This window comes from Paraburkholderia dipogonis, assembly GCF_046027395.1.
GTDB classification, from domain to species: domain Bacteria; phylum Pseudomonadota; class Gammaproteobacteria; order Burkholderiales; family Burkholderiaceae; genus Paraburkholderia; species Paraburkholderia dipogonis_A.
In genome coordinates this window covers 70,453-94,609 of record NZ_JAQQEG010000013.1, presented here as the reverse complement: position 1 = coordinate 94,609, position 24,157 = coordinate 70,453, and the positions used below count along the sequence as shown (strand labels likewise).

Here is a 24,157-nt window from a genome sequence, read left to right as displayed (position 1 = left end):
AACGAGCTTACTTCAACGCCTCGAAGGCGCGGTCGCGAATTTCGTCGACGCTGCCGAGGCCCGAAATGCGCCGATACTGCGGCGCTTTCAACGGCGTCGACGAATCGCCGTTCTTCGCCCAGGTGTTGTAGTACTCGATCAGCGGCTTGGTTTGCGCCTCGTACACTTCGAGACGCTTCTTGACGGTTTCTTCCTTGTCGTCGTCGCGCTGGATCAGCGGTTCGCCGGTCACGTCGTCCACACCTTCGACCTTCGGCGGATTGAACTTGACGTGATACGTACGGCCCGACGCGGCGTGCGAGCGGCGGCCGCTCATACGCACGATGATCTCGTCGAACGGCACGTCGATTTCCAGCACGTAGTCGATCGGGACGCCGGCCTGCTTCATGGCTTCAGCTTGAGGAATGGTGCGCGGAAAACCGTCGAACAGATAGCCGTTCGCGCAGTCCGGCTGCTGCAGACGCTCTTTCACCAGGTTGATGATCAGCTCGTCCGTGACCAGTTCGCCGGCATCCATGAAACGCTTGGCTTCGAGGCCGAGGGGCGTGCCTGCCTTGACGGCCGCACGCAGCATGTCACCGGTGGAAATTTGCGGAATGCCGAACTTTTCCTTGATGAAGGTCGCCTGAGTGCCCTTGCCCGCGCCGGGCGCACCCAAAAGGATCAAACGCATGTGATATCTCCAGATCTGTGTGAATTCTTTGGTGGCGCTGCGGACATCCCACGATGCGTCGAGGGGACCCGCATTGGCTGCCGTTCCTTGTCTCGCGCTGCACGTCGAACACGACGGCGCTGCAAGAGGGCAACGGCGCAACCGGGCAAACCCTGACTCTCGTTTGTATCGGGAGGCGCGCACAACCGTCCGATTATGCCATGGGTTTTTCCGCTCAAGACCCGAATAAAGCCTGCACGCGCGCGAGATCGGCGGGCGTGTCGACGCCGGGCAGCGGCACGTCATGAGTCACGAGCACCGCGATCCGCTCGCCGTGCCACATCGCTCGCAATTGTTCGAGCGCTTCGACCTGTTCGATCGGCGAGATCGCGAGGCTCGGGTAAGTGCGCAGGAATTGCGCGCGATACGCGTACAGCCCGATATGCCGATGCACCACCGCGGGCGCGGGCGGCGCGGGCATCGACGCGACATTGGGCCAGTGCGGCTGATAGGCGTCGCGTGCCCACGGAATCGGCGCGCGCGAGAAGTACAGCGCGACGCCGCGTGCGTCGAGCACGACCTTGACGACGTTTGGGTTGAAGATTTCGGCGGGGTCGGTGATCGGGTGCGCGGCGGTGGCGATCGCGCAGCCATGGCTTGCCGCAAGGTGCGACGCAACGCCGCACACGAGCGCCGGATCGATCAGCGGTTCGTCGCCCTGCACGTTGACCACGATCGTATCGTCGCTCCAACCGAACTGCGCCGCGACTTCCGCGAGACGGTCCGTGCCGGACGGATGGTCCGCGCGCGTCAACACCGCTTCAAAGCCGTGGTCGCGGGCGGCGTCGAGCACCGCTTGCGCGTCCGAGGCGACCAGCACCTGCTGCGCGCCCGATTCGCGCGCGCGTTCGGCGACCCGCACCACCATCGGCTTGCCGCCGATGTCGGCGAGCGGCTTGTTGGGCAGACGCGTCGAGGCCAGCCGGGCCGGCACGACGGCGATGAACGGGGGAGTGATGGTATTGGCGTGGGTCATCGGCAAGGCAAGCGCAAAGACGGGCGGCGATGAGGCCGGAAGAAAGCGGCCGCGCATGCAGCGCGGCCGCGGACGGGCAAGACGACGGATACGGACCGCAACACGCGGGACACCGCTACGGCGGCTGTCCCGTGCGAACCAGGCTGGCTCAGGCCACGGAGCCCGGATTCAGATCGACCGGCGTGCCTTCCACAGTCTGCCGCGCTTCGTCGACCAGCATGACGGGAATGCCGTCGCGAATCGGATAGGCCAGCTTGTCCGCGTTGCAGATCAGCTCCTGTGCTGCGCGGTCGTAGCTGAGCGGGCCCTTGCAGATCGGGCAGACGAGAATTTCAAGCAGGCGAGCGTCCACGAACTTTCTCCACAACTAATGCAATGAGGCGATGATCGAGCGCGGCTTCGACTGGGACAACCCAGATCCGCGCGTCGTGCCAGGACCCTAATTTTACCGCATCCTTTTCCGTTATCAGGATGGCGTCGGCGTCCACATCGGTAAACGGATTGCGCTCGAACGCGTAGTGATCCGGCAGCGCGCGGGTGGCCGGCGTGAGACCGGCGGCGCGCAGTGTAGCGAAAAAGCGCTCCGGCGCGCCGATACCGGCTGCGGCCAGCACGCGATCGCCGCTGAATTGCGCAAGCGGCCGGCGCAACGCGGGATTGTCCAGATGCCACGCGTCCGCGGGCGCTAGCTGTAGCGCGAAGGTGTTCGGCCACGCCGGCAGCGTGCGCGCGTAAGGATCGTTGACAAGCGTCGCGTCGCGGCGGCGCGACAGCGGCTCGCGCAACGGGCCGGCCGGCAGCAGGAAGCCGTTGCCGCCGAGCCGGTGATCGAATACCACCAGTTCGGCGTCGCGCTTAAGCCGGTAATGTTGCAAGCCATCGTCGCTCACAATCACGTCAACTTCTCGGTGCGCGGTGCACAGCGCCTGCGCGGCCGCCACGCGATCCGGACAGACCCACACCGGCGCACCGGTGCGGCGCGCGATCAGCAACGGCTCGTCGCCGCCGACGCTCGCCGCCGAGGTGGAAGTGACCCGCGTCGGCGTCTTCACGCGCGCGCCGTAGCCGCGCGACACCACGCCGGGTTTGAAGCCCGCGGCGCGCAACGCCTCGACCAGCGCGATCACGGTCGGTGTCTTGCCGGTGCCACCGACGGTCACATTGCCGACCACCACCACGGGCACGCCGATACGTACCGATTTCAACCAGCCGAACGAAAAGGCGGCGCGGCGCGCGGCGGCCATCGCGCCGAACACGCAGGCGAGCGGCGACAGCGCCCAGGCGAACGGACCGCGCTGTTGCCATTCGCGCGCGAGGCGTGCTTCGAGACGGTTGCTGACTTCGCTCATGAGCATGTCGCAGAGACGAGTGACGCGCCGCTCGCTAAAAGGCGCCGGGACGGCGGCGTGAAGGAGCTAGGCGCAATACGCGGGGCAAGCATCAACGCGGTTCTCCGGACTATCGAAAGTGAGGCGAAAAATGAAGCAGGGCAGCAGCCGGCGCACTTGCGCAGTGTGCCGCAATGCTGGACGCCGCGGGGCGTTCTGCATGCCGTCGAACCCGCCACTCTAGCGCGCGGGCGTCCCGCCCGGCAAGTCGCTCGCCATGCAGCGCGCGACGAAACGGCGCTTGCAGCGTTGCCCACAGCCTGTGGATAACTTTGTGGAGAACCTGCCGTCCGACAGGCCGAGAAGGCCGTTGCGCGCGCCCGGTATCGGCAATCATTCTCTTTAACGAGATGTAAACACCATATAAATCAACGACATGCCTAGAATTCATGCGGCCGCGCGGGCGATCTGGCGGGATCTGTCTGGCAGGTCCCGCCATGTGGACACTTTTAACAATTCGAGCGCCGCGCTGGACGCGGATGGCCGGTCGGTCTATCGTCTGTCCGGCCAGCCACCTATATTCCTCGCATGAATCCCGAAAGCCCTTTTTCTTCGTCGGCGACGCCCAGCGGTGAAGTCGCCGTTCCCGTTTCGGCGCTCAATCGCGCGATCGGCACGATGCTCGAACGTTCGTTTCCGCTCGTCTGGGTCTCTGGCGAAGTGTCGAACTTCACGCGCGCCGCGAGCGGCCATTGGTATTTCTCGATCAAGGATGCGCAAGCGCAGATGCGTTGCGTGATGTTCCGCGGGCGGGCGCAATACGCCGAATTCACGCCGCGCGAGGGCGACCGCATCGAAGTGCGCGCGCTGGTGACGATGTACGAGCCGCGCGGCGAACTGCAACTGAATGTGGAAGCGGTTCGGCGCACCGGGCAAGGGCGTCTCTACGAAGCGTTCCTCCGGCTGAAAGCGCAGCTCGAAGCGGAAGGGCTCTTTGCCGCTGAACGAAAACGCGCGTTGCCGTCGCATCCGCGCGCGATCGGCATTGTGACGTCGTTGCAGGCCGCGGCGTTGCGCGACGTCCTGACCACGCTGTCGCGCCGCGCGCCGCACATTCCGGTGGTCATCTATCCGGCGCCGGTGCAGGGCGTGGGCGTGAGCGGCAAGCTTGCCGCGATGGTCGACGCCGCCAACGCGCGGCGCGAAGTCGACGTGCTGATCGTGTGCCGCGGCGGCGGCTCGATTGAAGACTTGTGGGCGTTCAACGAAGAAGTGCTGGCGCGCGCGATCGCGGAAAGCTCGATTCCCGTGGTCAGCGGCGTGGGCCACGAAACCGATTTCACGATCGCCGATTTTGCCGCGGACGTGCGCGCGCCGACGCCGACCGGCGCCGCCGAACTCGTCAGTCCGCAGCGCGTGCTGTTATTGCGCGAGTTGGATCACCGTCACGCGACGCTCGCGCGCGGCTTCGGCCGTATGATGGAACGGCGCGCCCAGCAACTCGACTGGCTCGCGCGCCGTCTGGTGTCGCCGGCCGAGCGGCTCGCGCGGCAACGCACGCATCTGCAGCAATTGAGCGTGCGGCTGGCATCCGCGGGCGCGCGTCCGGTGCGCGACGCGCGCGCGCGGTTTTCGCTGCTGCAGATGCGCTGGCAGCGCTGGCGCCCGGATCTCGCCGGGCATCAGGCGAAGCTCGGCAATCTTTCGCAACGTCTGGACGCCGCTTTGTCACGCCAGCATGAACGTCAGACCGCGCGCATCGGCACGCTCGCCGCGCGTCTCGAAGTGCTGAGTCCGCAGCGCACGCTGGAGCGTGGTTATGCCGCCGTGCTCGACGCCCAGAGCGGACGTGCGGTGCGCGCGCCGTCGTCGTTGAAGCCGGGACGGCGCCTCACGGTGCATCTCGCGGAAGGCGCCGCGGACATCGCGCTGGCTGATGTGCAGCCCCGCCTGACCGACGGTTTCTGACACTTCGCCGACGGCCTCGGCACCTGTCCTTTTGACTGTTGCGAGGGCCGGGTACACAGAGTGCGGAAGCACTAATTACGCTGTGTGCGCGGCGTGTTCGCCAATGCCGGGCATAAAGTCCGTTGGTTTGCGGGGTTATTCCAAGTCGCCTACAATCGAGTGCTCAAAAGCGTTATCCGCAGACTCCCCCACAACAGATACAGACAGAAGGAAAGCACCATGGAACATACGCTCCCGCCGCTGCCGTTCGCGAAAAACGCACTCGTCCCGCACATGTCGGAAGAGACGCTCGAATATCACTACGGCAAGCATCATCAGACCTATGTGACTAACCTGAACAATCTGATCAAGGGCACGGAATTCGAGAACCTGTCGCTCGAAGAAATCGTCAAGAAGGCATCGGGCGGCGTGTTCAACAACGCAGCTCAGGTGTGGAACCACACATTCTTCTGGAACAGCCTGTCGCCGCAAGGTGGCGGTGCGCCCACCGGCGCGCTCGCTGACGCGATCAACGCCAAGTGGGGTTCCTTCGACAAGTTCAAGGAAGAGTTCGCCAAGACCGCGGTCGGCACGTTCGGCTCTGGCTGGGCATGGCTGGTGAAAAAGGCCGACGGTTCGCTCGACCTCGTGTCGACGAGCAACGCCGCTACCCCGCTGACCACGGACGCCAAGGCACTGCTGACCATCGACGTGTGGGAACACGCTTACTACATCGACTACCGCAATGCGCGTCCGAAGTTCGTCGAAGCGTACTGGAACATCGCCAACTGGGAATTCGCGTCGAAGAACTTCGCGTGAGATTGCCGGTGAGTTTGAAGGCGGCACTGCTGGCTGGGTGATCCGGTAGCAGCGCTACTCATCAGACTCCTTCGCAGCAACCGCAGGAAAGAAGCCCTCGCACGCGAGGGCTTTTGTTTTTCGCGGCGTCGTTTGCTGTCGTGCGTTACTGCATCAAGAAGATTCCGCGTCCGAGTTGCATAGGATTGCTTTTCACCCGACGGATCACATGAATCTTTGTCACAGTTGGTAACGGCTCTCTGCATTCCAATTCGCATTCAGCCTGCCGACAGCGCGTCCAGACGCAGGCGGAAAAAATACGGTAACTATCTCGTAAACAAAGCGTTCGCAAATTGGCCTAACGTATGTTTCCCCTATGAAGAAACGTGCGCCACCATGATCTCAAGTCCTAAATCGATACGCGTCGCACTGCCTGTGGCTGCGGTCGCACTGGCGCTCCTCGGCGGTTGCGCGGTGGTGCCGCCGAGCGGTCCTTCCATCGTCGCGCTGCCGCGCAGCGGCGAGCCGCTCAATCAGTTCCAGCAGGACGACTACAGTTGCCGCGACTACGCTTATCGCTCGACCAACGCGAACGGCGCCTCGCAGGCCGCGACCGCGAACGGCGTCAATAGCGCCGCTATCGGCACGCTGGGCGGCGCCGCTGTCGGTGCGCTCATTGGCGCAGCGGCGGGCAATCCCGGCGCGGGCGCGGCCATCGGCGCCGGCAGCGGCTTGCTGGTCGGCGGCGCGGCCGGCGCGAACGGTACACAGTATGCGGCTGGCAGCCTCCAGGCGCAGTACGACGCGGCGTACGCGCAGTGCATGACGTCCAAGGGCAATACGATTTCGCAGCCGCAAATGCCCGTCTATGCGCCGCAGCCGGTGTACGCGCCGCAACCGGTATATGTTGCTCCGCCGCCCCGCTATTACGGGCCGCCGCCGGTAATGTATGCCCCCTATCCGTACTACTGATCGACTTCCATCGAGCGTCCGCATCGAATGAATTCCGTCGCCGACACGTATTGCCTCGTATGGCGGAGAGAGGCGACACGATGGCGATAAACGCCTTTGCAAACGGCGTACGGTTAATCAGCCGCAAGGGCGATGAATGTGTTCAGCGAGCGGGAGACGCGCGTGGCGGACTCCTCTCTTACGGCACGCGACGTGAGTCACGGCGCGCACCGTTCGTTGTGCGGAGCTGACCGTCGCATCGTTCAAGAGACGAGGCGAAAATGCGAATCTCGCAAGCTGGCGCTGAGACATCCGGGCTGGGCGCATGGACCCGTCGGGGCACGGTAGTGGCGCTGATCGCCGTCGCCTCCTGTTTCGCGTCGTGTGGCGGAGGTGGTTCGGGCGGCACGTCCGGCGTGGCGTCGGGTTCGGCGAGCGGAAGCGGAAGTGGCACCGGGGGCAGTGGCACCGGCTCGGGCACCGGCAGCGGCTCGACCACTGGCACTGGAACGACCGGTTCGGGCAACACACCGGCAGCGGTGACGGCCTACGCCACCGACGTCCTCATGCATCACAACGATCTCGGCCGCACCGGTCAGATGCTCGCCGAGACTACGCTCACGCCGGCGAACGTCAACTTGGCAAGCTTCGGCAAGGTCGCGTTTCTTGCCGCGGACGGCAAGGTCGACGGACAGCCGCTCTTTGTCACCAGCCTGTCGATCGGCGGCACGGCGCACGACGTGGTGTACGTGGTCACCGAACACGATAGCGTCTACGCCTACGACGCCACATCTTTCGCGCAACTATGGAAAGTCTCGCTGGTCGGCAGCGGCGAAACGCCCAGCGACGACCACGGATGCCAGGACATCACCCCCGAGATCGGCATTACGTCGACGCCGGTCATCGACCGCAGTCGCGGCACGAATGGCGTGCTGTATGCCGTCGCGATGACGAAGGACAGTGGCGGCGGCTACCATCACCGGCTGCACGCGCTCGATCTGGCGACCGGCGCCGAAGTGCTCGGCGGCCCGACGGAAATCGCGGCGACTTATCCGGGCAACGGCGCGGGCAGCGTCAACGGGGTGATTACCTTCAACCCGTCGCTGCATACGGAGCGCGCGGCACTCACGCTGGTCGGCGGCAACATCTATATGGGTTGGACCGCGCACTGCATGGGAGGCTCTTACACCGGCTGGCTGATGGCCTATAGCGCCGACACGCTGAAACAGACTAGCGTGCTCAACATCACGCCGAACGGCAGCCAGGGCTCGATCTGGATGGCCGGTTCGGGCATGGCGTCGGACGGCACGTCGCTCTATGTCGTGGACGGCAACGGCACGTTCGGCACCACGCTGAATGCGGCGGGCTTTCCCGCGGATGGCGACTACGGCGACTCGATGATGAAGCTGTCGTTGGGCAACCTGCAGGTCACCGACTATTTCGCGATGTCGGATGTGGTCACGCAAGCGGCCACCGACAACGATTTCGGCTCGGGCGGCGCCATGGTGTTGCCGGATCAGACCACGGCAGGCGGCGTGGTCAAGCATCTGGCGGTGGCGGCCGGCAAGGACAACCACATCTACGTCGTCGATCGCGATTCGATGGGCAAATTCAACCCGACGGCCAACAATATCTGGCAGGAGTTGATCGGCACGCTGGCGGGTGGCATCTGGGGATCGCCCGCTTACTACAATGGCGTGGTCTATTACGGCGGCCTGAACGACAACCTGAAGGCGTTGCCGGTCTCGGGGGCGTTGCTCGCGACGACGGCTGCATCGAGGAGTCCGACTACCTTCGCGTATCCGGGCGCGACGCCGGCGGTGTCGGCGAACGGCGCGAGCAACGGGATTGTCTGGGCGGCGGAAAACGGCACGACCGGCGCTTTGCATGCGTACAACGCGGGCAATCTCGCCGTCGAGCTGTACAACAGCAACCAGGCCGGCGCGCGCGATCAATGGGGTGCGGGCAACAAATTCATCACGCCGATGATCGCGCGCGGCAAGGTGTATGTCGGCGCTACTAATGGCGTGGCGGTGTTTGGGTTGTTGTGAGCGGAAGGGGGATGGTTTCGCGCTGGGTGGGATGCGGCTGTAGTTGAGTGTGCTCGTGGGTGTCGGTGGTTAGCTTGCGGTTATCTGGATCGCGGAATGAAAAAGCCCTTGTTCCTTTTTTTCGGAGCAAGGGCTTTCTGTTTGGCGCCAGTGCAGCGGCAGCCACATCGACACCGCTACACCGCGCCAAATATCACGCTCACTCCGCGTCGCTCGTCGCGGCCGTCTTACGCGGACGGCGACTGCGCGGCGCAGTCTTGCGTGCGGCCTTTTTTGCCGGCGCGGGCGCTTCTTCCGCTGTGGCAGACGCGGCCGGCGCTTCAGCAGGCGCTGCGATCTCCGGAATATCGTCGATGCCTCGTGGCGCAGCTTTCTTTGCTCGCTTCGCAGCCGTCTTGCGCGGCGCGCGGTCACTGCGGCGCTTGGGTTGCTTGCTGCTTGTATCTCGCTCGTCTGCTTCTGCCGGGCTCTCCGAGCCACCGGATTCTTCAGCGATCGCGGTTTCAGGCTCCGCGAAAGGCGCTTGCGGCACTTCAAAAACGAACTCGGCATTGTCCGGCGCTTGCGCGCGCACGTCGTCCGTTTGAACCTGCGCGCCGCCGCCATGCTCGACGGCCGTACGCTCTTCGTGAACGGTCTCCTGTTGGCCGCGTCCTGCTTTGCGATTGCCTCGTCCTCGACGGCGAGACTCGTGTTTGCCGCCCGACTCGGCGATCACCGTTTCGGCGACCTGCGCCTCATACAACTGTTCCGCCGGCTCCACGACTTCGACAGACTCGCCTGCGTTGTCGCCGGCCACATTCGCGGCCGTGCTTCGATACACATATGCACCTGACTTCTCGTCGCGGCCGAACTCGAGCAGCCCGCGAGCATGCGCTTCTTCGAGCAGATTGCCGAAAGCGCGAAAGCCGTAGTACGTCTCGTTGAAATCCGGCTTGCGGCGCTTGATCGCGTTCTTCAGCACCGACGCCCAGATCTTGCCGCTGTCGCCGCGTTCGGACGCGAGCGCGTCGAACGTTTGCACCGCGATCTCGACCGCCTTGGTGCGGCGCTTTTCGAGGTCTTCCTTGTTGCGGGTCTTTTCCTCGTCGGGCGCGCGTTTGGCCGCCGGCTGGGCAGACTGTTGCGGGCGCGACGACTCGCGCTTGGCGACCGTGCGCTGACTCTCCCGCACGAGGTCGTCGTAAAAGAAGAACTCGTCGCAGTTCGCGATCAGCAGATCGGACGTGGATTGCTGCACGCCGACGCCGATCACCTGCTTGGCATTCTCACGCAGCTTCGACACCAGCGGCGAAAAATCCGAGTCGCCGCTGATGATCACGAACGTGTTGACGTGCGATTTCGTATAGCAAAGGTCGAGCGCGTCGACCACGAGCCGGATGTCGGCGGAATTCTTGCCCGATTGGCGCACGTGGGGAATCTCGATCAACTCGAAATTGGCCTCGTGCATCGCGCCTTTGAAACTCTTGTAGCGGTCCCAGTCGCAATACGCTTTCTTCACGACGATGCTGCCCTTGAGCAGCAGACGTTCGAGCACCAGCTTGATATCGAACTTGTCGTACTTCGCGTCACGCACGCCGAGCGCGACATTTTCGAAGTCGCAGAATAGCGCCATGCTGACGGTTTCGTTGGATGACGCCATGAATATCTCCATTGAAGCGATCGTCGAATTCGACGAATCGCGACCATGATAGCGATTCCAGCGGAGGTGATCAGCTTTTGTGTTCCGGGCGCACCGATACGGGCGGCGCGAACCCGCGACGGCGCGCGCTTTTTGTGACGTTCTCCAAGGTTTCGCAGGTTCGTCGACGCGGTGCCTCAACAGTCTCAGGGTCACGACCTTACGGCGTTGGTTCGCAGTGGATCGACCACGCGGGCCGCCACCGTGCTACCTGTCCTGGTGATACGACGCGACATTCAGCGCCGCGCGTGTTTCCAGCACCTCATCGACGAGACCGTACGTCTTCGCGGCCTGTGCTGACATGAAGTTGTCGCGGTCGGTGTCGCGGGCGATTTCCTCGATGCTGCGCCCGGTGCGCTCGGCCGTTATGGCATTCAGGCGCTCTCGCAGATAGAGCACTTCCTTCGCCTGAATCTCGACATCCGCCGCCGTGCCCTGGCTGCCGCCTGACGGCTGATGAATCATGATGCGTGCGTTCGGCAAGGCATACCGTTTGCCGCGCTGGCCGGCTGTCAGCAGAAAGGTGCCCATGCTCGCGGCGAAGCCGGTGCACAAGGTCGATACCTCCGGTTTGATGAATTGCATGGTGTCGTAGATCGCGAGGCCGTCGTACACCGAACCGCCCGGCGAATTGATGTAAAAAGAAATATCCTTGTCGGGATTCTCGGACTCCAGAAACAGCAACTGCGCGACAATCACGCTGGCCGATTGCTCGTTCACAGGCCCGACCAGAAACACGATGCGTTCGCGCAGCAAGCGCGAATAGATGTCGTAGGCGCGCTCGCCGCGGCCGGACTGTTCGATCACGGTGGGCACGAGGCCAAGGCCGGTGATGTCTGGATTGCTCGAATGCATGTTGACCTCGTGTATGCGGTCTGGGTGACCGTGATTTGTGCGGAGCGCGTGGCCTCGTGGCACGAAGCGCCCTTGCTGTGCCCTGGCCGATCCGGAACCCGCGCGTTCATTGCGCCGGTTGTTGTCCCTATGACGACGCGACACAGGACGCCGTGACAGAAATATTTTTTGGCGGGGCTGTCACATCGTTCGATGCCCAGCCGTCAAGACGAAAAGAAACAGGATGTCGGCGCGCGCCCGGATCATTTCGCAGGCGGGGCGCCGCGCGCTTTTCACCACGCACGATCTGGAGGTCTACGTATGACGGAACAAGGAATCGACAAGGCATCCAGCTTCGAGGCCGTGCGCGCCCGCCTGCTCGCGCTGGCGTACCGGATGCTCGGCAGCCGCGCCGAAGCGGAAGACGTGGTGCAGGACGTCGGATTGAAATGGCACCTCGCGGACACGCAGGAGGTTCAGATACCTGTCGCCTGGCTCACCACGATCACCACGCGCGTCGCGATCGACCGGCTGCGGCGTGTGCAGCGCGAACGCGCGTCGCAGGCCGCCGGCTGGTTGCCGGAGCCGTGGCTCGACGAGGTGGCGCCGTCGGCGGAAGAACTCGCCTTGCGCGCGGCGGAAATGTCCTATGGCGTCATGCTGCTGCTCGAGCGCCTGAAACCGGACGAACGGGCGGCGTTCGTTCTGCACGAAGCCTTTGATTGTGACTACGCGGAGATCGCGGCCATTCTCGAGCGAACGCCGGCGGCCTGCCGGCAGATCGTCCATCGGGCCAAGGCGCGCCTGCAACGCGCGGGTGCGCCCGCGGAGCCCGCCGATCCCGCAGCGCATGCGCGGATCGTGGAACGCTTGCGCACGGCGTTGGAGGCGCAGGATCGAGTCGGCTTATTGCGGCTCTTTAGTGATGCGCCGGAAGTCGTCAGCGACGCGCCTGCGTGCGCGCGAGTGAGCATGTCGGAACCGGCGGCGGCGGGGTGGATGGATACGGTAACGTCGCTCGTCGAGCACGCGAGCAACGCAGAGACAGTGTCGGTGGCGGGCACATTGTGTATCGCCTTGCTCTTCGAGGGCGACGTCGTCGGCGTGCTCGACGTGTCCACGAACAGTCTGGCGGATGGTTCCACGAAGATCGTCGCAATGCGCGTAGTGACCAGCGCGGCGCGTTTGCGGGCCACCAACCGCATGCTGGGCCGCACGGCAGTTACGCAACTGCTCGCACGGATCCAGCAGAGCGCCACGAACTCAGTTGCGGTGAGCTGCGACTTCCCAGTTGATGTCCACGCATAGCACCTGCGTGCCCGTCGGCGTGTGCGCGGCGATCGAGGCGGTCACGCACAGATGCGCTTCGTTGATCGACAGATAAGGCGGGGTGAGATGCACATGGCCGGGCGTGCGCATCGCCTGGATAAAGTACGGTCGGCGCTCCCAGCTTGCGCCTTCCGAATGCAGCAGCGGGCGGAAACGCTTCGCGCGTTGCGAGGCGCGCCCCGGTGGGAGCACGTTGTCGCCGATCTGCCGGCCCGACCCGTCGAGCACGAAGCAGCGTGCCGTCTCGCCGAGCATCAGAAGCGGCGCAGTGGCTTGCGCGACCGACTCGCCGGCCACCAGTTGCGCGGCGGCCGTCTCGAGCGCCGTGACATACGGGGCGAGCCGTGCCGATTGTGCATGTTCACGCGCGGTGACCCGTTCGCGCAGCGCCGCGGAAAGCGAGTCCATCAAACCGGCCGCCGCTTGTGGCTTGACTGGTTCGACGCTCGGGCCCGCGAAGAACGCGCCTTGCACGAAGTCCACGTTGCATTCGAGCGCGATCAGCGCGTCGCGTTCGGTGCTCAGGCCGCCCATCAGCACCAGTTGGCCGGATTCGTGCAGCAGCGAGACGAGGCCCGGCAGCACGCGTTCAATGTGCGAATGTTCGCTGGCTTGCGCGAGAATGCAGCGGTCGAGCGTGACGATGTCCGGCCGTAGATTCCACACGCGGTCAATGTTCGAATGCTTCGCACCGAAGCCGTCGAGCGCAATCAGGAAGCCGGATTTACGCAGCGCGTCGACGATCTCGGCAAAGCGCGTGGTTTCGCCGCCCGCCTGTTCGGATACTTCGAGCACCACGCGCTGCGGCGGCAAGCCGAGCGCCTTGAGGCCGGCGAGCAGTGCGTCGCCGTAACTGGTGTCCATCAGCGCAGCGGGGTGCAGGCTCAGGAAGAGCCATTCGTCATGACTGTCGAACGCGTTGAAGTTGCCCAGATGCAGCGATTCGGCAAGCCGCCCGAGTTCGAGCAGGTCGCCGCGTCGCGCGGCTTGCGTGAAAACCTCGTGCGACGGCACCTGCACCGCGTGTTCGTCATGGGCGCGCAGCGACGCGTGATAACCGATCGCGCGCCGGTGCGACACGGAGAAAACCGGCTGGAACACGCTGAAAACAGTGTAGCCGCCGTACAGAACGGTGCGCCGGGAGCCTTCGTCGCCGGCCATCGGGCGCGGTGGCTGGAAGCCGGGAGGATCGAGTTCGATCATGCTCATCATGTCAGTCGTGTGGAGGTGGCTGCGCGCCTGCATGCTCGACACAAGTTCGCACGCGCAAAATGTGAGTTTACAGGATAGGCGAGCAAGAACTATGCGCGTGCGGAAACACAGCACGAATGCCCGGTTGTCACACTCAGATAAGACGATTGTGCGCCAGCACGGGTGCGAGGGCGACGATTCGCACTTCGCTGGTGCGGCCCGCGCCCCTTTGCGGGTCGGTCGCGGGGCGCGCGGCTGGGTAGACCTGCATCAGGTCCGTTCGGAAGGATCGGTCTTTTTCGCGGGCGTGCGGATGTCCGGCGACAGTTGCGCAAAGATCCACGACGAGCCTGCCGTGATGATGCCGACACACAGGAACGTCGCGTGGAACGCGGGCAGCGAATTGGCGGCCGTCACGCGCGGCAGCAGGCCGGTGAAGGTTGCAAGCAGGGCGCCGGCCACTGTCACGCCGAGACTCATCGACAGCATCTGGACCAGCGAAAACAGGCTGTTGCCGCTGCTCGCGCCGCCGGTGCCCAGGTCCTTGAGCGTCAAGGTGTTCATCGCGGTGAACTGGATCGAGTTGACGCCGCCGAAGAACGCCAGTTGCACGAGTCGCAGCCACAGCGGCTGGTTCGCGGTGGTAAGCGCGAAGCTTGCCATGGTCAAGCCGACCAGCACCGTGTTGATGATCAGCACGCGTCGATAGCTGTGCTTGATGATCAGGCTCGTCACGAGACGTTTGGACGCCATGCCCGCAGCCGCCACCGGCAGCATCATCATGCCGGCTTCAAACGCGCTGTAGCCGAGGCTTACCTGCAACAGCAGAGGAATCAGATAAGGCATCGCGCCGCTGCCGATGCGCGCGAACAGATTGCCGAGCAGGCCGACGCTGAAGGTGTGGATCTTGAAGAGGTCGAGCGAGAAAATCGGCGTCGGTTCGCGCACGGCGTGCAAACCGTAGGCGACAAAGCAGGCGAGGCTCAGGATCAGCAGCACGAGCACCGTGGCGTGCTGAATGCCGAACTCGGTACGGCCGTCGAGCGCGAACGAAATCGCCACCATGCCGACGATCAGCAGCAGATAGCCTTTCATGTCGAACTTGCCGACATGTTCATTCCGGCTATCCGGCATGTAGATGAACGTCGCGATGCAACCGACGATCCCCACCGGCACGTTGATCAGAAAGATCCAGTGCCACGAGGCGATCTTCACGAGCCAGCCGCCGAGCGTAGGGCCGATTAGCGGGCCGATCAAGCCCGGGATCGCCACGAATGAGAGCGCCGGCAAATAGCGTTCGGCCGGAAAGGTACGCAGCACCGCGAGCCGTCCGACCGGCAGCAGCATCGCGCCGCCCACGCCCTGCATGATGCGGAAGGCCACGAGCTGATTCAAGGTATGCGCGTTCGCGCATAGCAACGAGGCGACTGCGAACACGAGGATCGCGCTGAAGAACACGCGGCGCGTGCCGAGCTTGTCGGCGAGCCAGCCGGACACCGGGATCATCACGGCCATCGTCAGCGAATAGGCGATCACCACCGATTGCATGCGCAGCGGCAACTCGCCGAGGCTCGTCGCCATCGCGGGGAGCGCGGTGTTGACAATGGTCGAGTCGAGCGTCTGCATGAAGAAGCCGGTGGCGACGACCCACAGCATCACGGTGAGCGAGCGGGGCGAAGGTGTACTGGACGTACCGGGCGTGGTGGCGGGCGGAGTCGGCGTGGACATGGAGGGCGGCTAGGCGCGCAGGGACGGGCTGGGACTCGCTATTCTAGGGAAAAGCGCGGGCCGGCGCAGCGGGTGTGATGGTCAGGCGGCGGCTCGAGCGCGGCTTGCGGCGGCCAATGGCGCGGCCCGCTCAGAGCAGGCAACTCAAAGCAGGCAAGTCAGGCAGGCAAGTCAGGCAGGCAAGTCAGGCAGGCAACCCAGCCAGCCAACCCAGCCAGCCAACCCAGCCAACTCAGCCAGACCGCTCAACCATGCGCCTCACGTAGCCAACGCAACCCAACAGCCAAGCGACAACCGCAATCATCCCGAACTCACTCCGACGCCGGCAACGCCGCCGCCGCGCGAAAGAACGCTTGCGCACGCGGATCGTTACCGAATGCGATGTGAATCCTGGTCCAAGGGCTCACTTCCATATTCGGCCGGAAGTAGTTGCCCGGCGCGACGGTCACGCCCAACGGCACGCCGCACTCCACCAGCCGTTCCGCATTGGCGACATGCGGCACGCGAGCCCACACGAATTTCCCGCCCACGGGCTTGTCGAAAATTTCCCAGCCGGCGTCCTCGAGCGTCTGAATGGTCGAACCGAGCGCATCGCGCATACGCCGGCGCAGGCGCTCCAGATACTTGCGATACGCGCCGCGCTCCAGCATCGCCACGGCGACCGCTTCCGCAAAACGCGAGCCGCCGATGCTCGTCAGCATCTTGATGTCGACCAGATCCTTGATGATTGCGTGGCTCGCGACCACACAGCCGATCCTCAGCGACGACGACAGCGTCTTCGACAGGCCGCCCACATAGATCACGTGTTCGAGCTGGTCGAGGGTGGCGAGGCGATCGGTGAGGTCGGTCTGAAAATCGGCGTAGATGTCGTCTTCGATGATCGAGAAGCCGTGCTCGCGGGCCAGCTGCAACAGCCGGAAAGCCACCGGCGGCGCTACGTTGGTGCCCGTCGGATTGTGGAACACAGTGTTGATGAACAGCAACTTGGGCCGGTGTGTCTTCAACTGCTCCTGCATCACATCCAGATCGGGACCGTTGCGCGTGCGCGGAATGCCGATCAGTTTCACGCCGTGCAGCTTCAGCAGACCGTAGAGGTTGTAGTAACCGGGGTCTTCGACAAAGATCGTGTCGCCTGCCTTGAGCATGTAGCGCAACAGCAGATCGAATGCCTGGCTGGCGCCGTTGGTGATGAGGATCTGCGACGTGTCAGCCTGAATCCCCAACTGGCCGATGCGGCTTTGCAGATGCTCGCGCAAAGTCAGGTTGCCGAGCGGGGTAGCGTAATCGACCATGCTCGCCGCATCGGTGCGCGACACGTGACGGATGGCCTGCGCGATGCTGTCCGTGTCGCGCCACCCTTCAGGAATGAAGCCGCTGCCGAGCTTGAGCGTTTCGCCCGGATGGTTGAACTGCTGCAGGAGATGGTCCGACTCGCCCTCGGCGCGGCGAGGGTCCGAGGTGCCCTGAGATTGCGTGCTCGCCGGCTGGCGGTCGGCGACATAGAAGCCGGAGCCGTGGCGCGAGTCGACGTAGCCGAGCGACACCAGCCGGTCGTAAGCCTCGATCACCGGAAAGCGGCTCACGCCGTAGTCGGCGGCGAACTGGCGAATCGACGGCAGCTTCGCACCGGGGTGGGCGATGCGCGAGCGGATCCACGTCGTGACGCCGGTGACAATCTGCTCGGTCAGCGGCACGCCATTGTCTCGATCGAGCTGGATTTCGAGTTTCATGAGGATCCTCCTTCACCGAACGCAGGCCGGATGCGCCCGAGCTCTGCGCCAAAAAAACCCGCTGCCCGCGCCAACTGTCCGGTTTTTCAACTGAACAGTTCCGATGGAAGTGTTCGGAACTGTGCATGGGTATTCGATCATCGCACGTCAATAATCGGTACAACAGAAAGTTCTTTGAAGGAGAGAGCGATGCGTGAAGTCCGGATTTTCGAATTGGAACATGGCGAGCCCGCGGCAGCCTGGCGTGTCGCGCGTCCGTCGATCTTCAAGGTGATCTCAGGCGAGATCTGGCTGACTATCGAAGGCGACAGCGAAGATCACTGGCTCGCTACCGGCGAGTCGATCGAACTGCCGCGTCGGGCGGTGGCATGGATCAGCGCAGGGCAGGCCGGCGCGCGCTTTGCGCTGGCGAGCGGCTCCGAGCGCACGGCAACGAAGCCGATGCTGGGCTCGCCGGTCTTGAACTGGCTGCCGCGCTGGCTCGGCGCGGCCTGACAATTCGTCGAGCGAATCAGCCGGGTTCGCGGCGCCTCAGTCCGGCCCGGCAGCCTCATACTCCCCGATGTAACGCGCGCGCGGCCGGATCAAGCGGCCGTCGCGCGTCTGTTCCATGGCGTGCGCAATCCAGCCGACCACGCGGCCGACCGCGAACAGCGTGAAGGCGGCGCCAGCCGGCAACGCCAGCACTCGCTCGATGGCGGCGAGCGCGAAGTCCACGGTCGGCTCCGCGCCGGTCGTGTCGCGCACCGTGCGCACCAATCCCAGCACTTCAGGCAACGGCGAACGCGCCGGCGCGCAGTCGGCGAGCATGGCCAACAACAGCCGCGCCCGCGGGTCGCCGTCCGGATAAAGCGGATGACCGAAGCCCGACAGCACCGGCCCGTGCGCGCCGTGTTCGACGCGGGCAAGGCGGTTCGCCAGATAACGGTCGAGATCGGGCGCGCGCGACGCTTCTTCGAGCAGCGCGGCGATGCGCACCGTTTCACCGCCATGCCGCGGGCCTGACAAGGCGGCGAGACCACCCGCCACCGCGCCGAACAGGTGCGTCCCCGTCGACGTGATGCAGCGCACCGTGAAGGTCGACGCATTCAACTCATGATCCGCGCAGGCCACCAGCGCCGCGCGCAGCAAGCCGGCCTGCTGGCGATTACGCACGTGCCACGCTAAAGCCAGTTGCCGATGCAGCGGCTCGTTCGACGGCGCCGCCGAGATCATCGCGGCGGCCAGCAGGCGCATGACGGCGCAGGCCGTGTCGAGTTGCGCATCGCGGCCGAGCGCCCACACCCGCGGCATTTGTGCCGCGGCGGCCGGCAACAGCACGAGCGCGCGATCGAGCGGCGTGCTGTCGCCCCAGAGCTTGAGCCACGCGGCCCATTGTGCGGTGGCGAACGGCACGGCCGGGGCATCGGCAATGCGCCTCGCGCTGCATTCCCACAGCAGCGCCGCGATGTCCTCGAGCGACGCGCCTTGCGCCAGTTCCATCGCATCGTGTCCGCGATACAGCAGACGCCCATCGGCGACCAGCGTGATGGACGATTCGAGCACGGGCACGCCCCAGTCCAGCACCTTCTGCGCAACCTTGCCAGCGCGCTTGCCGTCTTCCTTGCGGCGCGCGAGGCGTCGCACTTCGCCGGCGTCGTAGAGACGATGCTTGCCCTGCGCATCCGGCGACGAGCTCAACATGCCGCGGCTCACATACGCGTAGAGCGTGGGCAAGCTGATGCCGAGTGTCGCGGCGGCTTCAGCGGCGGTCAGGGAGTTCGAGGTTGGCATGGAAAAGTGCGGAAACCGAAGAAATCAATATATATTGATTATCATAATCAAGATTGATTGCGACGGGGTGGAATTCTAGACTCGTTTCACCTTCTTCCTGCTTCGTTACGGACGACATGACACCTGAACTCGCTCTCAAACATATCTGGACGCTCGCCGGGTGCGATCCGACGGCGCTGCATTCCGTCACGCTGACCGGCGCCGATCCGGGCTTGCCGTCGGTCTACCGGGTCGGCAGCCTGGCCTCGGCGAGCATCGCCGCGACCGGCCTTGCGGCGGCCGAATACCAGCGTTTGCGCACAGGACGGAGGCAGCACGTGACCGTCGAGTTGCGGCGCGCCCTCGCGTCGTTTCGCAGCGAGCGCTATTTGCGTGTCGACGACGGGCCGCCGCCCGCCTTGCGCGATCCAGTGACGGGTTTCTACGAGACGCGCGACGGCCACTGGATTCAACTGCACACGAACTTCGCGCATCACCTTCAGGGTGTCTTGCAGGTGCTCGGCTGCGAGAGCGATCCTGCTGCTGTGGCCGCCGCGATTCGCAATTGGGATGGCGCGACGCTCGACCAGACGCTCGCCGACGCCGGCCTCTGCGCGGCGCTGATTCGCACGCCCGACGAGTGGGCCGCGCTCGATCAGGCGCAAGCAATTGCGGGCTTGCCGCTCTTCGAGATCGAGCGCATCGGCGACGCGCCGGCCGAGCCGCCACGCGCGGGCGGCGCGGCTCGGCCGCTGGCGGGCGTGCGGGTGCTGGATCTGTCGCGCATCATTGCCGGGCCGGTGGCCGGGCGGGCGCTCGCGCAGCATGGCGCGGACGTGTTGATGATCAACGGGCCGCATCTGCCGAATATCGCGCCGCTGGTGATCGACAACGGGCGCGGCAAGCGTTCGGCTCTCGCCGATCTGCGCGACGCGGCGGGGCGCGAGGTTTTGCGCGGCCTCGCCGCCGACGCCGATGTATTTCTGCAGGCATATCGCCCGGGAGCGCTGGCCGCGCGCGGTTTCGGTCCCGAGGAACTGGCACGTGTGCGGCCAGGGATCGTCTACGTGTCGGTGTCCGCGTATGGGCACGGGGGGCCGTGGGCTCAACGACGCGGGTTCGATAGCCTGGTGCAGTCGGCAAGCGGGATTGCCTTTACTGAGCGGCAGGCGGCGGGGTGGAACGAGCCCAAGCATTTGCCGTGTCAGGCGCTGGATCATGCGACCGGTTATCTGGCGGCTTTCGGCGCGATGGCCGCGTTGGCGCGGCGGGCCACCGAAGGTGGAAGCTGGCATGTGCGCGTCTCGCTCGCGCAAACGGGTCGATGGCTGCAGTCGTTCGGGCAGATTCCCGAGGGCTGGAAGGCGCCCGACGTCACGCTCGACGATGTGCGTGATTGCCTCGCGACCGTGGAGTCGGAGTTTGGACGCGTGCTAGGCGTGCAGCCGGCTGAGGCTTTGGACGAGACGCCTGCGTATTTCGCGCTGCCACCGACTCGAGTAGGCGCGCATGAGGCTAAGTGGGAGTGAGGACTTTAAGTAAGCTGCCTGCGGCGACGCGTGTGCCGACACACAACCGGAGCATGCGCCGCACACAGCGCAATGACCCGACTACTACTTCCTCAACTCCGCGACAAAGTCGTAGTAATCATTGCGGCAGTACGTGTCGGTCAATTCGATCGCGCGCTGGTCGGCGGTGTAGCCCACACGCGTGATCAAAAGCAGGGCCTCGTTCGGCGCGATGCTCATCTGTTGCGCGATTTCCTCGCTCGCGTTCACCGCGCGGAAATGCTGCAACGCGCGGACAATCGTCAGTCCACGATTCTCCAGATACGTGTAGAGCGAATCGCCGATCGCTTGAGGATCGGGAATCACCGCGGCGGGAAAGGTGGAGTTCTCGACGGCCATCACAATGCCGTCGGCCATCCGCAAGCGCCGCAACCGCGTCACCGCCGCCGCCGGCGACAAACCGAGCTGAATTACCTCGTCGCGATTGGCCGGTAGGATTTCGCGCGACAGCCACTTCGAACTCGGCGTAAAGCCGCGTCGCCGCAGCATTTCGCTAAAGCTCGACAGACGCGATAGCGGATCTTCGTAGCGTGGTGTGATGAAACTGCCCGCGCCCTGAGTGCGCCGAATCAACCCCTGCTCGACCAGCAACGCAATTGCCTTGCGTGACGTGATCCGCGATACGCCCAGCGCCTCGGAGAGCACACGCTCCGAGGGCAGTGCCTCGCCCGCGTTCCAGCGGTTCTCGTGGATGGCGGCGCCGAGTTTGCGAGCCAGTTGCAGATATAGCGGTGTGTCGTTTTCCGGGTCCGGGCGCAGGTCGCGCCAGCGGTCTTCCGAGGCAGAGGTCATGGAGCTCACGCAAGAAGGGCAAGCGGCAATTCTATGACATCGGCGCGCTGTGTTATAGCGGGCTTTTGCCTGGTCCCCGGCCGAAGGCCGATTGAACCGCTAAACTCGTCGCTATGATTTTCGTGGCATGCGGCGCGCATTCGTCTGCGCAGCGGCATTGCCGACCATTGAGCCACTTCGAGGAGTCAGCATGACGAGCGACATCGCAAGCGTGAGCCTGCCCGACGGCGAGCGCATTCCGAAACTGGGGCAGGGCACCTGGGAGATGGGAGAAATGCCGGCGCGGCATGCCGCTGAAATCGACGCGCTGCGTTGCGGCGTCGAACTCGGCATGACGTTGATCGATACGGCGGAAATGTACGGCGACGGCGCGACTGAATCGCTGCTGGGCGAAGCGCTGGCAGGCTTGCGCGACAAGGTGTTTCTGGTCAGCAAGGTGTATCCGCACAACGCCAGCCGGCGCGGCGTGATCGCGGCCTGTGAGCAGAGTCTCAAGCGTTTGAAGACCGATCAGCTCGATCTGTATCTGCTGCATTGGCGCGGCTCGGTGCCGCTCGCGGAAACGGTCGAGGGCTTCGAGGCCCTGCGACGGGCCGGCAAGATCCGCCATTGGGGCGTCAGCAATTTCGACACCGAGGACATGGAAGAACTCGTCGCCACGCCGGGCGGCGATGCTTGCGCGACCAATCAGATTCTCTACAACGTGGCGCGCCGCGGGCCGGATTTCGATCTGCTGCCGTGGCTCGCCGCGTGCAAGATGCCGGCCATGGCGTACAGCCCGGTGGATCACGCGCGCCTGCCGAAGCGTTCGCCGCTCGACGATATCGCCGACGCGCGCGGCGTCTCGGTGTTCCAGGTGGCGCTCGCGTGGGTGCTGCGCCAGCCCGGCGTGTTTGCGATTCCCAAGGCGGCGCGCGTCGAGCACGTGCGCGACAACCATCGCGCGTCGCAACTGCAACTCGGCGCCGATGAACTGGCCGCTATCGACGCTTATTTCAAGCCGCCGCGCGGCAAGCGTCCGCTCGAAATGCTGTAAGCGCCGCGAGGCGCCGCGCGCGCCTCGTCAATTGCAGCCGTGGTGCATGTGTACGGAGCCGAGCACCGCGACTTCCGCGGGGGTGTGCTTGAGCGAATCTTCGTTGACCTGGGCGGCGTCCGCGACGAATTCGTCGACGATCGACGACACCTGCGTATTGCGCAGGCACAGCGACACGCGCTGCGTTTCATTGGCCGGCAACGCGGTGCGCTGGCCGAGGAACAGCACGCCGTACTGATAGCCGTGGATGATGCCGCGAATCGCGCCGACGCATTGGCCTTGCGCGACGTTGTCGTTCTTCTGCTTGCAGGTCTGCGCGAGCGAATAGGCGGAGAAGGTGGGATCGACCGGCGGTGCGGCTTGTGACAATGTCGGTGAGAGCGGCTGTGCCGCCGGCGCTGTTTGCGCAGGTGTTTGTGCTGCCGTTTGCGCCTGAGCGAGCGATGCGAGGCTGAGCGCGGCGGCCATCAACAGGCCGGTGACCGCGCGTGCCGCCGAGGGGGGGACGTTTCGTTGCATGTTGTGGTGCCCTCATATCGAACGTTGAATCTGATATGAGGCGATCGCTTCGGTTTGGTTCCGGTTACGCGCGCACGGGCGGCCGATTGTTCGAGTTATAGCCGCCTGCGAACGCGTCGGCGTGCGCGGTTTGAGTGTGCGGTCCGAATCCGCGTCGCCACGGGTTATCGCCCCGCTTACGTGGATCGCTCAAACCGACCGGCCTCGGGCGGTGACGCTCGACCGGGGGACCGAGACATCACCGCCGATGCCGGCGGACAGCGAACGGTAAACCGGAACGTGACACGAGTGAGGTTAGGGCGCGGGGGCACCCGAACCAGAGACCAGGCGATTGCTAGTGCCCGTTCCCTCCACCATTGCCACCACCGTTACCGCCGCCTGCTCCTGCGCCGGCGCCGGCGCCGCCGCTGGAGCCTCCGCAACCGCCGCCGCCGCTCCCGCCGCCGCTGCTTCCGCCGCCGCTGCTTCCGCCACCGCCGCTCCCGCCGCCGCTGCTTCCGCCACCACTCCCCTTGCCGCTTCCACTTGCACCGGAGTTGCCGCTGCCCGAGCCGCCTGCGCCGCTATTCGAACCCGCGCCACTATTGCCCGAACTCGCCGCACCGTTACTACCGCTGCCGCCGCGGTGAGGCGCGCATCCACTGACGTTGGCGCCGCTGCAGTCATGCGGTTGAAATACCAGAGCGGCGTCGTCGTCGGCGGCGGTGGGTTCGCCGGCTGCCGCGCCGGTTGCCAATCCACCGGGCGCCGCGCCGTCGCTCTGCGCGAGTTGCGCTGTGCCCTGCGCGGCGCTGGCCGGCAGCGGCGCGTCGGCGAGCACCATCCATTTGGGGATCACATCCGTCGAGGCCGGATACGCCGCCTGAGTCGTCAGAGCAACGACACCCGCTACGATCGCCGCACTCCGAATAACCCCGCAGTAGTACTGATTGAATCTTATGGTTTTCATCACGTCTCTCCCGAGGGAACGACGACACCTCGTTGCCGCCATCTCTCACGCTGAGTCAGCAGCAGCGGGCCTGTCGGTACGCCGGCCTCGTCGCCCCCCCGAGGTTGTCCTGCCGATGTCGGTCAACCACTCATCATTGTCTTCCCGGCTGCGGAGCCGGTGTGTGGGCAAGCGCTTTGCCCTCCGTTGCCATGCATTGCATCGCGATGTCTGGTCAGTACTTAGCGATATCCATGCCACTGGCCGGAAAGCCTTGCGCTAACAGGCGTGGGATAGGGATGTGCG

General features: G+C 64.7%; 21 protein-coding genes. 8 read left to right on the top strand and 13 right to left on the bottom strand.

Annotated elements, in window-relative coordinates:
- Positions 1-7: 7 nt before the first annotated feature.
- The 4 genes from adk to lpxK all read right to left on the bottom strand — a co-directional run bounded on the left by adk (position 8) and on the right by lpxK (position 3,037).
- A complete protein-coding gene (adk, locus tag PQR32_RS15160; protein WP_408227963.1) occupies positions 8-673 on the bottom strand; it encodes an adenylate kinase in 666 nt (221 codons plus the stop codon).
- A gap of 214 nt (positions 674-887) precedes the next feature.
- On the bottom strand, positions 888-1,688 hold the full coding sequence (gene kdsB, locus PQR32_RS15155) for a 3-deoxy-manno-octulosonate cytidylyltransferase (protein WP_408227960.1): 801 nt from the start codon (positions 1,686-1,688) through the stop codon (positions 888-890).
- Between the two features lie 148 nt (positions 1,689-1,836).
- Positions 1,837-2,040: a Trm112 family protein gene (locus PQR32_RS15150; RefSeq protein WP_007180583.1), complete on the bottom strand. Its 204-nt coding sequence runs from the start codon at positions 2,038-2,040 to the stop codon at positions 1,837-1,839.
- Positions 2,021-3,037 carry a tetraacyldisaccharide 4'-kinase gene (lpxK, locus tag PQR32_RS15145; protein WP_408227957.1) on the bottom strand — a complete coding sequence of 339 codons (1,017 nt, stop codon included), beginning with the start codon at positions 3,035-3,037 and terminating at the stop codon, positions 2,021-2,023. Before lpxK ends, PQR32_RS15150 begins: the two co-directional genes overlap by 20 nt.
- A 567-nt stretch (positions 3,038-3,604) precedes the next feature.
- On the opposite strand from lpxK, the gene xseA reads away from it, so the two are divergent.
- From xseA to PQR32_RS15125, 4 genes are all read left to right on the top strand, one after another.
- The gene (gene xseA / locus PQR32_RS15140; protein ID WP_408227954.1) at positions 3,605-4,984 is read left to right on the top strand and encodes an exodeoxyribonuclease VII large subunit; all 1,380 of its coding nucleotides are present in this window, start codon (positions 3,605-3,607) and stop codon (positions 4,982-4,984) included.
- Positions 4,985-5,203: 219 nt separating this feature from the next.
- Entirely contained in the window at positions 5,204-5,782 is a 579-nt protein-coding gene (sodB, locus tag PQR32_RS15135; protein ID WP_106314205.1) for a superoxide dismutase [Fe], read from the top strand.
- A 375-nt stretch (positions 5,783-6,157) separates the two neighbouring features.
- Positions 6,158-6,733, top strand: coding sequence for a glycine zipper family protein (locus tag PQR32_RS15130; RefSeq protein ID WP_408227950.1), 576 nt, complete (start codon positions 6,158-6,160; stop codon positions 6,731-6,733).
- A gap of 260 nt (positions 6,734-6,993) precedes the next feature.
- Positions 6,994-8,763: a pyrrolo-quinoline quinone gene (locus tag PQR32_RS15125; protein WP_408227947.1), complete on the top strand. Its 1,770-nt coding sequence runs from the start codon at positions 6,994-6,996 to the stop codon at positions 8,761-8,763.
- A 199-nt stretch (positions 8,764-8,962) separates the two neighbouring features.
- On the opposite strand, the gene PQR32_RS15120 is transcribed toward PQR32_RS15125, so the two are convergent.
- A complete protein-coding gene (locus PQR32_RS15120; RefSeq protein WP_408227944.1) occupies positions 8,963-10,405 on the bottom strand; it encodes an NYN domain-containing protein in 1,443 nt (480 codons plus the stop codon).
- Positions 10,406-10,651: 246 nt separating this feature from the next.
- On the bottom strand, positions 10,652-11,299 hold the full coding sequence (clpP, locus tag PQR32_RS15115; RefSeq protein ID WP_408227941.1) for an ATP-dependent Clp endopeptidase proteolytic subunit ClpP: 648 nt from the start codon (positions 11,297-11,299) through the stop codon (positions 10,652-10,654).
- 300 nt (positions 11,300-11,599) lie between these two features.
- Here clpP and PQR32_RS15110 point away from each other — a divergent pair, with 300 nt between their 5' ends.
- Positions 11,600-12,586, top strand: a complete 987-nt coding sequence (locus tag PQR32_RS15110; protein WP_408227938.1) for a sigma-70 family RNA polymerase sigma factor — start codon at positions 11,600-11,602, stop codon at positions 12,584-12,586.
- Here the strand turns inward: PQR32_RS15110 and PQR32_RS15105 are convergent.
- The 3 genes from PQR32_RS15105 to PQR32_RS15095 all read right to left on the bottom strand — a co-directional run bounded on the left by PQR32_RS15105 (position 12,542) and on the right by PQR32_RS15095 (position 17,256).
- On the bottom strand, positions 12,542-13,816 hold the full coding sequence (locus PQR32_RS15105) for an EAL domain-containing protein (RefSeq protein ID WP_408228243.1): 1,275 nt from the start codon (positions 13,814-13,816) through the stop codon (positions 12,542-12,544). The genes PQR32_RS15110 and PQR32_RS15105 overlap by 45 nt on opposite strands.
- Before the next feature lie 252 nt (positions 13,817-14,068).
- Positions 14,069-15,526 (bottom strand): multidrug transporter subunit MdtD, encoded by a 1,458-nt coding sequence (gene mdtD / locus PQR32_RS15100; protein ID WP_132373367.1) that lies wholly within the window; start codon positions 15,524-15,526, stop codon positions 14,069-14,071.
- Positions 15,527-15,837: 311 nt separating this feature from the next.
- The gene (locus PQR32_RS15095; RefSeq protein ID WP_408227935.1) at positions 15,838-17,256 is read right to left on the bottom strand and encodes an aminotransferase-like domain-containing protein; all 1,419 of its coding nucleotides are present in this window, start codon (positions 17,254-17,256) and stop codon (positions 15,838-15,840) included.
- Positions 17,257-17,445: 189 nt separating this feature from the next.
- Here PQR32_RS15095 and PQR32_RS15090 point away from each other — a divergent pair, with 189 nt between their 5' ends.
- Positions 17,446-17,751 carry a DUF2917 domain-containing protein gene (locus tag PQR32_RS15090; RefSeq protein ID WP_408227933.1) on the top strand — a complete coding sequence of 102 codons (306 nt, stop codon included), beginning with the start codon at positions 17,446-17,448 and terminating at the stop codon, positions 17,749-17,751.
- Positions 17,752-17,787: 36 nt separating this feature from the next.
- Here PQR32_RS15090 and PQR32_RS15085 read toward each other — a convergent pair whose 3' ends face one another.
- A complete protein-coding gene (locus PQR32_RS15085) occupies positions 17,788-19,029 on the bottom strand; it encodes a citrate/2-methylcitrate synthase (RefSeq protein ID WP_408227930.1) in 1,242 nt (413 codons plus the stop codon).
- A 116-nt stretch (positions 19,030-19,145) separates the two neighbouring features.
- Between PQR32_RS15085 and PQR32_RS15080 the strand changes: the two genes are divergently transcribed.
- Entirely contained in the window at positions 19,146-20,537 is a 1,392-nt protein-coding gene (locus PQR32_RS15080; RefSeq protein WP_408227927.1) for a CoA transferase, read from the top strand.
- 84 nt (positions 20,538-20,621) lie between these two features.
- Here the strand turns inward: PQR32_RS15080 and PQR32_RS15075 are convergent, their stop codons facing one another.
- The gene (locus PQR32_RS15075; RefSeq protein ID WP_012434145.1) at positions 20,622-21,368 is read right to left on the bottom strand and encodes a GntR family transcriptional regulator; all 747 of its coding nucleotides are present in this window, start codon (positions 21,366-21,368) and stop codon (positions 20,622-20,624) included.
- Between the two features lie 190 nt (positions 21,369-21,558).
- Between PQR32_RS15075 and PQR32_RS15070 the strand changes: the two genes are divergently transcribed.
- Positions 21,559-22,404, top strand: coding sequence for an aldo/keto reductase (locus PQR32_RS15070; protein WP_408227924.1), 846 nt, complete (start codon positions 21,559-21,561; stop codon positions 22,402-22,404).
- Positions 22,405-22,431: 27 nt separating this feature from the next.
- Here the strand turns inward: PQR32_RS15070 and PQR32_RS15065 are convergent, their stop codons facing one another.
- Both PQR32_RS15065 and PQR32_RS15060 read right to left on the bottom strand, forming a co-directional pair.
- Positions 22,432-22,923, bottom strand: coding sequence for a hypothetical protein (locus tag PQR32_RS15065; protein WP_408227921.1), 492 nt, complete (start codon positions 22,921-22,923; stop codon positions 22,432-22,434).
- Between the two features lie 334 nt (positions 22,924-23,257).
- Positions 23,258-23,872 (bottom strand): hypothetical protein, encoded by a 615-nt coding sequence (locus PQR32_RS15060; protein WP_408227918.1) that lies wholly within the window; start codon positions 23,870-23,872, stop codon positions 23,258-23,260.
- Positions 23,873-24,157 lie beyond the last annotated feature (285 nt).

Bases quoted from the DNA above. Each gene is read 5' to 3' on its own strand.
- adk (WP_408227963.1), bottom strand. From the start codon at position 673: ATGCGTTTGATCCTTTTGGGTGCGCCCGGCGCGGGCAAGGGCACTCAG.
- kdsB (WP_408227960.1), bottom strand. From the start codon at position 1,688: ATGACCCACGCCAATACCATCACTCCCCCGTTCATCGCCGTCGTGCCG.
- lpxK (WP_408227957.1), bottom strand. From the start codon at position 3,037: ATGAGCGAAGTCAGCAACCGTCTCGAAGCACGCCTCGCGCGCGAATGG.
- xseA (WP_408227954.1), top strand. From the start codon at position 3,605: ATGAATCCCGAAAGCCCTTTTTCTTCGTCGGCGACGCCCAGCGGTGAA.
- sodB (WP_106314205.1), top strand. From the start codon at position 5,204: ATGGAACATACGCTCCCGCCGCTGCCGTTCGCGAAAAACGCACTCGTC.
- PQR32_RS15130 (WP_408227950.1), top strand. From the start codon at position 6,158: ATGATCTCAAGTCCTAAATCGATACGCGTCGCACTGCCTGTGGCTGCG.
- PQR32_RS15125 (WP_408227947.1), top strand. From the start codon at position 6,994: ATGCGAATCTCGCAAGCTGGCGCTGAGACATCCGGGCTGGGCGCATGG.
- PQR32_RS15120 (WP_408227944.1), bottom strand. From the start codon at position 10,405: ATGGCGTCATCCAACGAAACCGTCAGCATGGCGCTATTCTGCGACTTC.
- clpP (WP_408227941.1), bottom strand. From the start codon at position 11,299: ATGCATTCGAGCAATCCAGACATCACCGGCCTTGGCCTCGTGCCCACC.
- PQR32_RS15110 (WP_408227938.1), top strand. From the start codon at position 11,600: ATGACGGAACAAGGAATCGACAAGGCATCCAGCTTCGAGGCCGTGCGC.
- PQR32_RS15105 (WP_408228243.1), bottom strand. From the start codon at position 13,816: ATGAGCATGATCGAACTCGATCCTCCCGGCTTCCAGCCACCGCGCCCG.
- mdtD (WP_132373367.1), bottom strand. From the start codon at position 15,526: ATGTCCACGCCGACTCCGCCCGCCACCACGCCCGGTACGTCCAGTACA.
- PQR32_RS15095 (WP_408227935.1), bottom strand. From the start codon at position 17,256: ATGAAACTCGAAATCCAGCTCGATCGAGACAATGGCGTGCCGCTGACC.
- PQR32_RS15090 (WP_408227933.1), top strand. From the start codon at position 17,446: ATGCGTGAAGTCCGGATTTTCGAATTGGAACATGGCGAGCCCGCGGCA.
- PQR32_RS15085 (WP_408227930.1), bottom strand. From the start codon at position 19,029: ATGCCAACCTCGAACTCCCTGACCGCCGCTGAAGCCGCCGCGACACTC.
- PQR32_RS15080 (WP_408227927.1), top strand. From the start codon at position 19,146: ATGACACCTGAACTCGCTCTCAAACATATCTGGACGCTCGCCGGGTGC.
- PQR32_RS15075 (WP_012434145.1), bottom strand. From the start codon at position 21,368: ATGACCTCTGCCTCGGAAGACCGCTGGCGCGACCTGCGCCCGGACCCG.
- PQR32_RS15070 (WP_408227924.1), top strand. From the start codon at position 21,559: ATGACGAGCGACATCGCAAGCGTGAGCCTGCCCGACGGCGAGCGCATT.
- PQR32_RS15065 (WP_408227921.1), bottom strand. From the start codon at position 22,923: ATGCAACGAAACGTCCCCCCCTCGGCGGCACGCGCGGTCACCGGCCTG.
- PQR32_RS15060 (WP_408227918.1), bottom strand. From the start codon at position 23,872: ATGAAAACCATAAGATTCAATCAGTACTACTGCGGGGTTATTCGGAGT.